10 protein-coding genes are annotated in these 12,464 nt (G+C 65.5%); 4 read left to right on the forward strand and 6 right to left on the reverse strand.

Annotated features, from left to right (window positions below; translation table 11 throughout):
* Positions 1–114: 114 nt before the first annotated feature.
* Together ptsP and IDT60_RS19530 are read left to right on the forward strand one after the other, a co-directional pair.
* The gene (gene ptsP / locus IDT60_RS19525; RefSeq protein ID WP_191080313.1) at positions 115–1,800 is read left to right on the forward strand and encodes a phosphoenolpyruvate--protein phosphotransferase; all 1,686 of its coding nucleotides are present in this window, start codon (positions 115–117) and stop codon (positions 1,798–1,800) included.
* Between the two features lie 53 nt (positions 1,801–1,853).
* The gene (locus IDT60_RS19530; RefSeq protein ID WP_164204018.1) at positions 1,854–2,132 is read left to right on the forward strand and encodes an HPr family phosphocarrier protein; all 279 of its coding nucleotides are present in this window, start codon (positions 1,854–1,856) and stop codon (positions 2,130–2,132) included.
* 98 nt (positions 2,133–2,230) lie between these two features.
* Here IDT60_RS19530 and IDT60_RS19535 read toward each other — a convergent pair whose 3' ends face one another.
* Entirely contained in the window at positions 2,231–3,013 is a 783-nt protein-coding gene (locus tag IDT60_RS19535; RefSeq protein WP_223883815.1) for an alpha/beta fold hydrolase, read from the reverse strand.
* Between the two features lie 49 nt (positions 3,014–3,062).
* Here IDT60_RS19535 and IDT60_RS19540 point away from each other — a divergent pair, with 49 nt between their 5' ends.
* Complete coding sequence (locus tag IDT60_RS19540) at positions 3,063–3,452, forward strand: helix-turn-helix domain-containing protein (RefSeq protein ID WP_164204016.1); 390 nt, start codon at positions 3,063–3,065, stop codon at positions 3,450–3,452.
* Here the strand turns inward: IDT60_RS19540 and IDT60_RS19545 are convergent.
* Positions 3,449–4,666 (reverse strand): CdaR family transcriptional regulator, encoded by a 1,218-nt coding sequence (locus IDT60_RS19545; protein WP_191080314.1) that lies wholly within the window; start codon positions 4,664–4,666, stop codon positions 3,449–3,451. The two genes, IDT60_RS19540 and IDT60_RS19545, sit on opposite strands and share 4 nt — an antisense overlap.
* Before the next feature lie 234 nt (positions 4,667–4,900).
* On the opposite strand from IDT60_RS19545, the gene ald reads away from it, so the two are divergent.
* The gene (gene ald, locus IDT60_RS19550) at positions 4,901–6,019 is read left to right on the forward strand and encodes an alanine dehydrogenase (protein ID WP_191080315.1); all 1,119 of its coding nucleotides are present in this window, start codon (positions 4,901–4,903) and stop codon (positions 6,017–6,019) included.
* 129 nt (positions 6,020–6,148) lie between these two features.
* Here the strand turns inward: ald and IDT60_RS19555 are convergent, their stop codons facing one another.
* From IDT60_RS19555 to IDT60_RS19570, 4 genes are all read right to left on the reverse strand, one after another.
* Positions 6,149–7,207: a Gfo/Idh/MocA family oxidoreductase gene (locus IDT60_RS19555; RefSeq protein ID WP_191080316.1), complete on the reverse strand. Its 1,059-nt coding sequence runs from the start codon at positions 7,205–7,207 to the stop codon at positions 6,149–6,151.
* 278 nt (positions 7,208–7,485) lie between these two features.
* Positions 7,486–9,204, reverse strand: coding sequence for an ABC transporter family substrate-binding protein (locus IDT60_RS19560; protein ID WP_191080317.1), 1,719 nt, complete (start codon positions 9,202–9,204; stop codon positions 7,486–7,488).
* A 49-nt stretch (positions 9,205–9,253) separates the two neighbouring features.
* Complete coding sequence (locus tag IDT60_RS19565; protein ID WP_191080318.1) at positions 9,254–11,491, reverse strand: dipeptide ABC transporter ATP-binding protein; 2,238 nt, start codon at positions 11,489–11,491, stop codon at positions 9,254–9,256.
* Positions 11,488–12,462: an ABC transporter permease gene (locus IDT60_RS19570; protein ID WP_164204004.1), complete on the reverse strand. Its 975-nt coding sequence runs from the start codon at positions 12,460–12,462 to the stop codon at positions 11,488–11,490. The genes IDT60_RS19565 and IDT60_RS19570 overlap by 4 nt, the downstream gene beginning before the upstream one ends.
* Positions 12,463–12,464: the final 2 nt, after the last annotated feature.

Consider the following 12,464-nt stretch of genomic DNA (forward strand, 5'->3'; position numbering starts at 1 on the left):
TACAATTTTTTCAGGCACGTTTCCGCCGTCGCACATGGTTGTCGCGGCGGCCCCGGCATGGCGCCGGGACCACCTTGGGCGGGCCTGGCAAACGGCAGAGAATGAGGACCTTCAGTGCAGACCTTCCCAGGAGTAGGCGTCAGCCCCGGCCGCATCATCGGAACCATCCGCCAGATGCCCAAACCGATCAGCGAACCCCCGGCAGGTGAGCAGCTGCCCGCCGGAGTCACCGCCGAGGACGCGACAGCCGCCCTCAAGGCCGCCTCCCAGGCCGTGCACGACGAATTGAAGAACCGTGCCGCCCACGCCACCGGTGACGGCAAGGCAGTCCTGGAAGCCACGGCACTGATGGCCAAGGACACCATGCTGATCAAGGGTGCGGCGAAGCTCGTGGCCCGCGGCACCTCCGCCGAACGCGCCATCTGGGAGTCGGGTTCCTCCGTTTCCGAAATGCTTCACAACCTCGGCGGCTACATGGCCGAACGCGCCACCGACGTCCTGGACGTGCGTGCACGGATCGTTGCCGAGCTGCGCGGCGTCCCCGCGCCCGGCATTCCGGCCTCCAGTACCCCGTTCGTCCTGGTGGCCGAGGACCTGGCTCCGGCGGACACCGCCACGCTGGATCCGAACAAGGTATTGGCACTTGTGACAGCCGGCGGCGGCCCGCAGTCCCACACCGCCATCATTGCCCGCTCCCTCGGCCTGCCGGCAGTAGTGGCTGCCGTCGGCGTGGACGAACTCGAGGAGGGCACGGAAGTCTACGTGGACGGCGCGGGTGGGACCATCACGGCCGAGCCCGATGAATCCCTGCGTGCCGCAGCGGAGGCGTGGGCGGCCACCGCCTCCCTGCTGGCTGAATTCAGCGGCACGGGTGCGACGGCGGACGGCCACCTGGTGCCCCTGCTCGCCAACGTTGGCGGCGGCAAGGATGCCGAGGCAGCCGCAAAACTTGGCGCCCAGGGCGTGGGCCTGTTCCGCACCGAGTTCTGCTTCCTGGAGCGGGACACCGAGCCCACCGTTGAAGAGCAGGCCGCCGCGTACAAGAGCGTCTTTGATGCGTTCCCGGGCAAAAAGGTGGTCCTGCGCACGCTCGACGCCGGCGCCGACAAGCCGCTTCCGTTCCTGACCGACTCCACGGAACCCAACCCGGCCCTGGGCGTCCGCGGCTACCGGACGGACTTCACCACCCCCGGCGTCCTGGACCGCCAGCTGGAAGCCATCGCCTTGGCCGAGGCGCAGTCCGAAGCGGACGTCTGGGTAATGGCTCCGATGATTTCGACTGCGGAAGAGGCTGCCCGCTTTGCTTCCATGTGCGCCGACGCCGGGATCAGGACCCCCGGCGTGATGGTGGAGGTCCCGTCCGCTGCACTGACCGCCGAAGCCATCCTGCGTGAAGTGGGCTTCGCCAGCCTGGGTACCAACGACCTTACCCAGTACGCCATGGCCGCCGACCGCCAGCTGGGCCCGCTCGCCAACCTGAACACGCCGTGGCAGCCGGCTGTCCTCCGCCTCGTGGGGCTTACGGTGGAAGGCTCCCGCGCCGAGGGGAACAACAAGCCTGTGGGCGTCTGCGGTGAGGCTGCCGCGGACCCGGCCCTCGCCGTCGTACTCACCGGCCTGGGCGTCACCACGCTGTCCATGACGGCGCGCTCCCTTGCCGCCGTGGCCGCGGTCCTGAAGACGGTCACCCTTGCCGAGGCGCAGCAGCTGGCCAAGCTGGCACTGTCCGCGCCCAGCGCCACCGAGGCGCGTGCCTGGGTCCGCGAAAAGCTTCCCGTGCTTGAAGAACTCGGGCTCTGAGCAGCCGGCTCCGGCGCCCCGCCAACCACTACAAACACCTACCAGGAGGAACAATGCCCGAACGCATCGCCACCATCGCCAGCCGCTCCGGCCTGCACGCCCGCCCCGCCGCGCTCTTCGCCGAGGCTGCCGGCGATGTGGGAGTGGACGTCACCATCGCCATGCAGGGCGACCCGGAGGATGACGCGCTGGACGCTTCGAGCATCCTCTCGCTGATGACCCTCGGTGCCGCAAAGGGTGATGTGGTGGTGCTGCGCGCCGAAGGTGACGGCGCCGACGCGGCACTGGACTCCCTGGTCAAGCTCCTGGAAACGGACCTGGACGCCGAATAGGCGGCGCCACGAAGAGTACGACGCCGGCGCTCACCTCACGCGGTGCGCGCCGGTTGCCGGTTCATTGCGGCGGTGGCGCACTCAGAAGATGACGCCGTTCAGGCTGTCACGCCGAAGCCGTCCACTGCCCGGGCCCAACTGCTGATCGCCGCGGCCGCGGGCCCCGTGGCGGTGTGCTGGAAAACGTGGCCGTGGCCGGGGATTTCGGCTGCGCTGCCCTGGGGCGTCCGGGCTGCCAGCAGGCGGCACCAGTCGCGGCCGGCAATCGGGTCCTTGCTGCCGCGGAGCACCAGCAGCGGCTGGCTGACGCCGCTGATCCGGGCCTCCAGCGGATACTGCATCATGACGGGCAACTCGGTGAGGTACCAGCGGAGGCCGGCCCGGAAATAGTCCGAGAAAACAATGGCGTTTGCGGACAGGCTTTCGCTGAACATGGCGTCGCGGGTCAGGGCGAACGCCTGCCTCGCAATCGATTTGCGGCGGGGGTCCACCACCGGTCCCATCAGCACCAGCCCGGCCACGAGATCCGGCTCCTGCAGCGCCAGTTCCACAGCATGCTGGGTGCCCATGGAGTGGCCGACCACCACACAGGACGTCACGCCGGCAGCCGCGAGCGCGGTGCGTACAAAAGCGGCGAACTCACCCACCGGTACCTGGCGCGGAGGCTTGGGCGCATCGCCGAAACCCGGCAGGTCAAAGGAATAGACGTCGGCCGTCAGCGAAAGCTCCTGGTGCAGCCGTGCAAGGTAGCGGTGGGAGACACCAATTCCGTGCAGCAGGACATAGGTCCGGCGCGGACCGTCGTCCCCGGGCGCGACTGAAGCGTACAAACGGCCCGTCAGGCCGCCTGTTTCAATGTCCCTGCCACCGGTGAGCTTCACCCAGCGAGCATACCGCCCTCCCCTGCAGGTGCCGGGTTAGGCTGTTGGCATGGCACTGATAGCTCCCCGAATGACTGCCGGCCTGCCGGCCGAAGACGCAGGAAAACTGCGGCAGGCATTGGAAGGCGGCCACGACATCACGGTCTTTGTGGACGGCACCGTCCACCGGCTGACGCCCGAGGCGAGGGACGCCGTCGTCGACCTTCTCAGCCGGTTCAGCCGCGGCGAAGCGGTGACTGTCAGCAGCGTGGAGGAAATGCTCACCACCTCCCAGGCGGCCGAACTCGCCGGCATTTCCCACACGTATCTGCGCAACATGACAGACCGCGGCGAAATCCCGGTGGAATACCGCGGCACGCACCGCAGGATCAGGCTGGCGGCCATCATGGCGTGGCTGGACCAGCAGAAGAAAAACGAGCAGGCGGCCGGGACCAGCTAGATCCGGGGACGCATCGCCCAGCGCCGCATCTTCAGCGCGGCGTGGAGTTCCAGGCGGGGCATGCCTTTCAGGGGGTCGACGCCGAGGAGCTGGCGGATACGGCCCAGCCGGTTGTAGACGCTGCTGCGGTGCAGGTGGAGTTTGGTGGCAACGTCCTGGACGGAGCCGTCGTTGTCGTAAATGAGCTCCAGCACCGGGAGTAGCTCATGGTTCCGGTCGTGGTCCTCCAGCATCCGGACGTAGACGGACCCGGAGTCGGCCCAGGCGCCCGCTCCGCCGCCGGCCGATGCCAGCAGTTGGTAGACCCCCGTGGACCGGCAGTCCACCAGTTCGCCCAGCTGGGGATCCACCGCGGCCGCCTGGGCCGCCTGCCGCGATTGCCGGTATGCCTCTGCCAGCTCGCGCGGCTTCGCGAAACCCTCGCTGATGCCCAGGATGATGCGGTGCACCGGGCGGCCGGAACGTTTGGCGAGCTCCAACTGGTAGTGGACCAGGACCTGGGCGTGGTTGGCGCGGCCCACCGACTCACTGAACAGCACCACCGAGTGGGTTTCGGTACCCGCGCTGAACAACGCCTTGTCCACACCGATAGTGGCCTGGAGCGCGGCCGAGCGGTGGATCAGCGTGGAGGCGATGGGGTCAGGACCGCCTGCCCAGCCGTCGGCGTCGAGCACTGTGACCACCTGCCACGGACCCTTGCCTTGGATTTCCTTCCAGCCGGCAATGGCCGCCACCGCGTTCGCCTCGCCGGAGCAGGCCGCCAGGAACTCGCGTTCGCGGCTGCGCCGGAATTCGGACTCTGCGGTGTTGGAGTCCAGGAGCATGCCGGAAAGCAGCTCAATCTCATGGGTCACCGCCGGCAACTGGGAGACAATCGCCGTCGGGCTTTCCTCTGCGGAGTCCTGCTGCACCCACAGGTACCCCACGCGGAACCCGCGGACCATCAGCGGAACACAGACCCGGCCGAGCATGTCCAGGTCCGGGTTGGCGGGAATTATCACCGGGCGGACGGCTGTGGCGATGCCATGGGAGAGCTGCCAGGCACTGACATCGGCGGGCACCCTTTTACTCAACAGGAAGTTCACCCTGACCCGGTCGGCGTGGGACTGGTTGGAGCTGTAGGCGAGCAGCAGGCCGTCCAGATCTTCCAGTGAGAGACCGCGTCCGAGCTTTTGGGCCACCTGCTCTACGAGCGCTTCCACATCCTGCTGCATGGGCTAACACTACTGCTCAGCAGGCTCTTCCGGCGAACAAACATGAGGCGACACCTGACGCCCCCAGGCTAAACATTTGTCGACCTAAGAAAACCGAAAAGCCCGGTATTACGCGGGTGCCGCCAGGGCAGGATCCCGCTTTCCTGTCAGGTGGGTCACAGCCGGATTTATTCTGGAATCACAACCTTTCCCCGCAATTTCGGACCCATCCGGTCCGAGAACATGGAGCCCCAAATGATCATCGGTGTCCCCAAAGAGATCAAGAACAACGAATTCCGCGTCGCCATCACCGCCGCCGGTGTTCACGAGTTCCGCAGCAGCGGCCATACCGTCCTGGTGGAACGCGGTGCCGGGCTCGGATCAGGGATCACGGATGAGGAATACGCGATCGCCGGCGCAGAGATCGTGGCCGACGCCGATGACGTCTGGGGCCGGGCGGACATGATCATGAAGGTCAAGGAACCCATCAAGGCCGAATACCACCGCTTCCGCAAAGGCCTGGTGCTGTTCACTTACCTCCACCTCGCCGCGGAGCCCGAACTCACGCAGGAGCTCATCAACTCCGGCGTCACCGCCATCGCCTACGAGACCGTGCAGGAAGGCCGCGCCCTGCCGCTCCTGGCCCCGATGTCCGAGGTTGCCGGCCGGTTGTCCGTGCAGGTCGGCGCCACGTCCCTGATGGCACCCGCCGGCGGCAAAGGCGTCCTCCTGGGCGGCGTCCCGGGTGTCCGCCCGGCCAAGGTCGTTGTCCTGGGCGCCGGCGTGGCCGGCACCAACGCCGCCGCAATGGCACTGGGGCTCGGAGCCGACGTCACCATCCTGGACATCAACATCAACCGCCTCCGCGAACTGGACGCCCAGTACGCCGGCCGGCTCAAGACCGTGGCATCCAACAAGTACGAGATCGAAAAGTCCGTTGTGGATGCCGACCTGGTCATCGGCTCCGTGCTGATCCCCGGCGCCAAGGCCCCCAAGCTGGTGACCAACGAACTGGTGGCCCGGATGAAGCCCGGCTCCGTGCTGGTGGACATCGCCGTGGACCAGGGCGGCTGCTTCGAGGACACCCACCCCACAACGCACCAGGAACCCACCTACAAGGTGCACAACAGCATCTTCTACTGCGTAGCCAACATGCCCGGCGCCGTTCCCAACACGTCCACGTACGCCCTGACCAACGTCACCCTGCGCTACGCCGTGGCCTTGGCCAACCTGGGTGTCCGGGCAGCCTTCGACCGTGATCCCGCCCTCGCCGCAGGGCTCAACATCGCCGGCGGCCACGTGGCGCACCACTCCGTCTCCGAGGCCCACAACCTGCCCCTCGTCGCGGACTGGCACGAGCTCGTTTCGGCCTAGTCAGTACTCATCGGCTGCTCCGTAACCGCCCTTTTGGACCCCCAGAACGGCCGCGTGGGCCCACGCCGGCAGGGTTCCCTGGCCGAGCTTGCGAGGCGAGGGTGCCGGTGGGGACAGCCGATTTCTTTCTTAAGCCAGTTCCCGGGCTGCTTCTATTACCTTGAGGACCTCGACGGCGTCAGTTGGGTCTACCGGGACCGGGAGTTCGGAGGTACTTCCGCCGCCGCGGATCTTGTCTCCCAGAATCCGGTAGAACTCGGGGTAGGCGCCTCGTTCGGTGGGCAGTGCGTCCAGGTGTCCGTCGCGGCCCAGTGATCCGGCCCATTCCGGCGCCTCAACGCCGTAGTCGGAATCCAGCGGGCTGCCGCCGGCAAGGATGTAGGGTTCCTGCGGGTCGATCCCGTGCTTGGTGAAGGCGCCGGTGGTGCCCAGCACGCGGAAACGCGGGCCCTGCTGGGCGCAGAGCATGTTCATGGTCAGGTGGCTGACAACGCCCGATTCGTGCTGAAGGGCCACAAACGCGTCGTCGTCGGCCTTCTCATCGGGACGCCGGATCCGCAGTTCGGAGTGGATCACCGCGGCCGGACCGAACAAGTGCAGGGCCTGGTCGATCAGGTGTGTGCCGAGGTCGAAGAGCACGCCGCCGCCGTCTGACGCCGTGGCACTGGCCTTCCATGCCTTGGCGATCTCCGGGGACCAGCGCTCGAAGCTGGACTCGAAGCGGGTGACGGTGCCCAGTGCTGCGCCGGCCAGGAGCTTCCGGACTGTCAGGAAGTCACCGTCCCAACGCCGGTTGTGGAACACGGTAAGGACCCGGCCGAGCTGCTCAGCCAAGGTGATCAGTTCCTGGCCCTCGGCACTGGTGACGGCGAACGGCTTGTCCACCACCACGTCCAGGCCGGCTTCCAGCGCTGCCTGCGCCAGCGGGAAATGCGTGGCCGGCGGGGTCCCTAGCACCACGAGATCAAGGCCACCGGCGAGCTCAAGGACAGCACCGCCGTCGCGCACTGTTTTGACGCCCGGGTACCGCTGGGTCGCAGCCGCTTGCCGGCCGGCGTCGGACGTTGCGATGACGTCCAGCGAGTAGCGCGGGTCCGCCGCGATGAGCGGCGCGTGGAAAACGCTGCCCGAGAGGCCATACCCGACGACGGCGGTCCGGATCATGCGTTCAGGTTCGGTCGAAGTCATAGGGAGAACGGTACCCGGACGCTCTCCCACTTACTGCATGTTTCGGACCAACGCTCTCTCACTTAATGTGCGTTCCAGGCGAACGCTCTATCAATTTCCTGACGGGGCGCGGACCGGCTCGCGGCACCAGTGCGAGAGCGTCCGTGAAAAACCCACATTAAGTGAGAGAGCGTCTGACGGGGCGGGCGGCAACAGCGAAGGCCGGCACCTCCTGGAGTTCCGGAGGTGCCGGCCTTGGCCGTGGTGCCTTGTTCAGTCAGCCGTTCAGGCGGGAGGAGTTACTTCTTTTCCCAGCCGATGGTGGTCCAGTCCGGGACCTGGGACAGGCTCTGGAACAGGGACGGGCCGTAGTTGGCCAGCCCGGTGCGGACGAAGGAGATCTGCGGTCCGTTCATGACCACGCCCATGGAGTAGTACTTCGCCATGTGCTCCTTTTCAACTTCCATGGCCGCCTTGTTGCGCTCGGCATTGTCCTCGATGGAAGCGAGGTCGGCGATCTTCTTGTCCAGTTCGGCGTCGCCCAGCTGGTTCTCGTTCGTCTTGGAGTCGTAGTACTGCTTGACGGCGTCCGTTGCATCAGGGCCTACGGTGTAGCCCGAGACGCTCATATCGAACTCTCGTGAACCCAGGACCTTGCCAAAGTCGGCCGAGGCGCGCTGGTCGATCCCGACGTCCATGCCGCCGGCCTGAAGCTGCTTCTGCAGGGTCTGGGTGAAGGCGAGGGTGGTGGGGTCGTCACCGAAGTTGCTGATCTTGAAGGCGGCGGGCTTGCCGTCCTTCTCCATGATGCCGTTGGCGTTGGCGGTGTAGCCGGCGTCGGTCAGGACCTTCTTGGCCGCGTCCGCGCCGGTTTCCTTGACGGGGTAGTTGTCCTGGTAGTACTCGGAGAACGGCAGGAGCATCATGGAACCGGAGCTGGGCTCTTCCCAGTTGAGACCGTTGAAGCGGACCTTGCGGAGGGCTTCACGGTCCACGGCCGCGAAGATGGCCTTGCGGACGGCCACATCGGTGATCCGCTGGGCGTTCAGGTTCATACCGCCGGCGAAGAGGCGCTGGCCACGGCGGACCTCGGAGTTGTTGGTGCCTTCCAGCTGCTTGTAGAGGGAGATGGTGTTGGCGGACATGCCATCAATCTCGCCGTTCTTGAAGGCTGCGATCTGCGCGCTGGTTTCCAGCTGGCGGAAGACCACGCTCTCCAGGACCGGCTTGGCTCCCCACCATTTGTCGTTCGGGACCAGCGTGACGGTCTTGGCAGCAGAGTCGTACTGGTCCAGTTTGAAGGGGCCGGCCATCCACTCGGGGTGAAGTTCGCCGTTGAAGCCTTCGTTGAAGAGTTCGGGGGCGTTTACGGCGGGGTGGATCAGGCCGAAGAAGAGTGAGTCCACGGGGTAGACCGGCTGGGAAGTCTTGACGATGACTTCCTTGTCGCTGCTGCCGGCTTCAACGGACTCAACAAATTCGTAGGCACCGGAGCTGACAATGTCGTAGCCGGCATCCGGGCTTTTCAGGATGTTCCAGGTGTTCTGGAAGGCCTTGACGTCGATCGGGGTGCCGTCGTTGTACGTGGCCTTGTCGTTGACCTTGATGGTGATGGTCTGCTTGCCGTCGGTGACTTCGCTTTCCACAGACTCGCAGAAATCGGTGTTCGGCGTCACTTTGCCGATGAAGCTGACCTTCCAGCAGCCGCCGATGCCGCCGCTGTTCACGGCCACCGGGTTCATGGGGATCTGCAGGGCAGAGTTGTCTGCGCTGTTGCCGTTGTTCGAGAACCCGTTGAAATCCGGGCCGATGTTGCCCAGCGGCAGGGTGACCTTGCCGCCCTGCTCAAGATCCGCGGCAGGCTTCTCATTGATGCTGATGAGCTTGGACAGATCGCTGCCCGATTCCTGTCCCTTAGCCGTTTCCGGTCCGGTGGGAGTGCCACCACCGCCACAGGCTGTTAGCGTCAGCGCCGCGGCAATTGCCGCGGCTCCGCCGATCTTGGTCAGATTCCTCATTGTTTTCCCTTCATAGGTGCGGGTGGTGCTTGTGATGGGTATAGAAAACCTAGGGCGCATGGGGGTCCGCCGTTTCGTGGACCACCAGCATGTCCTCGTCCAGTTCGCCGTCCGGGAAGAAGCAGGCGAACTGCTGGTCCAGTGGAGGGACGGGACCTGCTTCCAGGACCTTGACCGCCGGCGACGGCAGGACCGCCTCAAGCGGCGGCTCCAGCGTGAGGCAGCGCTCCTGCTTGGCTGCCGGCAGGGCGGCGAACACCGGGCAGCGGGTGGCAAAGTTGCAGCCCTTCGGGGCATCCAGCGGGGAGGGCAGGTCGCCCTTCAGGATGATCCGCTCCCGGGTGCGCTCAATCTGCGGGTCCGGAACGGGGATGGCGGAGAGCAGCGCACGCGTGTACGGGTGGCGCGGGTTGTCGAAGACCCGGTCCACCTCGCCGATCTCCACGATCTTGCCGAGATACATCACGGCCACCCGGTTGGAAATGTGCCGCACCACGGAAAGGTCATGCGCCACCATCAGGTAGCTGAGGCCCAGTTCAGCGCGGAGCTTATCAAGCAGGTTGATCACACCTGCCTGGACCGAGACGTCCAGCGCGGACACCGGCTCGTCCAGGACCACCAGTTTCGGGTTCACGGCCAAGGCACGGGCAATACCGACGCGCTGCCGCTGACCGCCGGAGAACTGGTTGGGGAAACGGTTGACGTGGTCCGGTTGGAGCCCCACGAGCTGCATCAGTTCCATGATGCGCTTCCTGATGGCTTTCTTGTCCATGCCCGCGTTCTGGAGCGGTTCGGCGAGGACCTCATAGACCGTGAAGCGCGGATCCAGGGCACCGGTGGGGTCCTGGAAGACCATCTGCATTTCCTTGCGCATGGCGCTCTTGGCCCTGGCATCAGCGGCCTGCTTGTTGCTGATCCCGCCGATGATCACCTCACCGTCCTGGTCCTTGTGGAATTCCATGATTTCCAGGAGGGTGGTGGTCTTTCCGGAGCCGGACTCCCCCACGATGGAGAAGCACTCGCCTTCGCGGATATCGAAACTGAGGCCGTCCACAGCCTTGACGGTGCCGATGCGCCGTTTCAGGAGGGCACCCTTGGTCAGCGGGAAGTGCTTGCGGACGTCCTTGAGTTCGAGCACCTTGGCGCGTTCCCCGCGGGGGATGGCGTCAAACCGGGACACGGCAACAGGCGGTGCCGAGAAGATTTCGAGCACGTCCACGTCCGTGCCGAGGTCATCCGACTTGATGCAGGCCGCTTTGTGCACGGTGCTGCCATTGGCGGGAAGCAGCGGCGGTTCGCCGTCGAGGCAGGCGTCGCTCACCAGGGGACAGCGCGGGGCGAAGGAGCAGCCCGTGGGCGTATGGAGCAGGTTCGGCGGGATCCCGTCGATGGGGACGAGTGAGGATTTTTCCGCCACGTCAACACGCGGCACGGCGCCCAACAGCCCCATTGTGTAAGGCATCCGGGGGTTGTAGTAGATGTCGTCCACACTGCCGGTTTCCACCGGCTTCCCGGCGTACATCACCATGATGTCGTCGGCAATGCCTGCCACCACACCCAGATCGTGGGTGATCATCACGACGGCGGCACCCGTCTCCTCCTGCGCGGTATGCAGCACCTCCAGCACCTGGGCCTGGATGGTGACGTCCAGGGCCGTCGTCGGCTCGTCAGCGATCAGCACCCGCGGGTTGTTGGCGATGGCGATGGCAATCATGACGCGCTGGCGCATGCCGCCGGAAAACTCGTGCGGGAAGGCCTTGAGCCGGTTCCTGGGGCTGGGGATGCCCACCATCGCCAGAAGTTCGACGGCGCGGGCCTCCTTCGCCAGTTTGCTCATGGCGGGGTTGTGAATGGTGAGGGCCTCGGTGATCTGGGTTCCCACCGTGTACACCGGGGTGAGGGAGGACAGCGGGTCCTGGAACACCATGGCAATATCGTTGCCGCGATAGGCGCACATGGCTTTGTCGCTGAGGCCCAGCAGTTCCTTGCCGTTGAGCCGGACTGACCCGGAGACATCAGCAGTGGCCGGCAGCAGGCCCATGATGGCCAGCGACGTCACTGATTTACCGGACCCGGATTCGCCGACGATTCCCAGCGTTTTGCCGGGCAGGAGGTCAAAGTTGACGCCGCGGACGGCGTGGACTGACCCGTTTTCCGAGTTGAAGCTGACGTTCAGGTCCCGGACGGACAGCACCGCGTCCGAAGGCGAGTGCAGGCCTGCCACGTGGAGCCTTTCGGCTGGCGCGGGGGCCTGGTCAGCCGGCTCGATGTAGGTTCCGTTGCTCATTTGCCCTTCCTCCGTCCATTGTTCTTCCTTGCCCGGCCAACGGAACTGGAGCTCGGGTCGAAGGCGTCACGCAGGCCGTCGTTCATCATGGCCAGGGACCCCGTCAGCAGGAACATCACCGTCAGGGGAACCCAGAACATCCACGGGAAGGTCTGGACCTGGGACGTAGCCCCGCCGATCAGCACGCCCAGGCTGACATCGGGGAGCTTGATGCCAATGCCGATGAATGAGAAGGCAACTTCAGCAAGGATGGCGCCGGTGACGCCGCGGGTGATGTCCAGGACAAGCAGCGACCCGATATTGGGCACCAGGTGCCGCCAGACGATCCTGCGCGGCGGGACACCCATGTACTGGGCCGCCTTGACGAAGTCCCGCTGCATCAGCGACATGGACAGGGAGCGGATCAGCCTGGCCGTGCCCATCCAGCTGAAAACCAGGAGCACGATGATCAGGAGCAGCCAGCTGGGGAGGTTCTGCTGCAGGGTAGCCCCGCCGCCGCTCGTGGCCACCGCCACCACCAGCAGTGCCGGCATCATGATCAGCGCCTCCAGGACAAAGAGCATCACCTTGTCCACTTTCCCGCCGAAGTAGGCCATGGTGCAGCCGTAAACGGCGGCAATCAGGACCGAGACGAGGCCAACAATCAGGCCGATGAGGATGGATATGCGGGTACCTTCAACGGTCAGGGCGTAGAGATCGATGCCTGCCTGGGATGTGCCCAGGAAGTGATCGCCGGAGGGCGGCATACCGATGTTGAAGGGGTCGATGGTCTCCTTGTCCCACGACGTGAAGAAACCGCCCACGAAGGAGAAGAGAGTCAGTGCCAGGAAAATTACCAGCCCCGCCACGGCGGTCTTGTTGCGCATGAATCGGCGGAAGATGATGGTGGATTTGGCGATCACCACATCGTCGCCCTCGAGGTGCGCGTCCTGGGCTACAGCTGCCGGGTCTACGGCATTGAGGTTGGTCATGG

It is taken from the genome of Pseudarthrobacter sp. BIM B-2242 (genome assembly GCF_014764445.1).
In the GTDB taxonomy this organism is placed as follows: Bacteria; Actinomycetota; Actinomycetes; order Actinomycetales; family Micrococcaceae; genus Arthrobacter; species Arthrobacter luteus_A.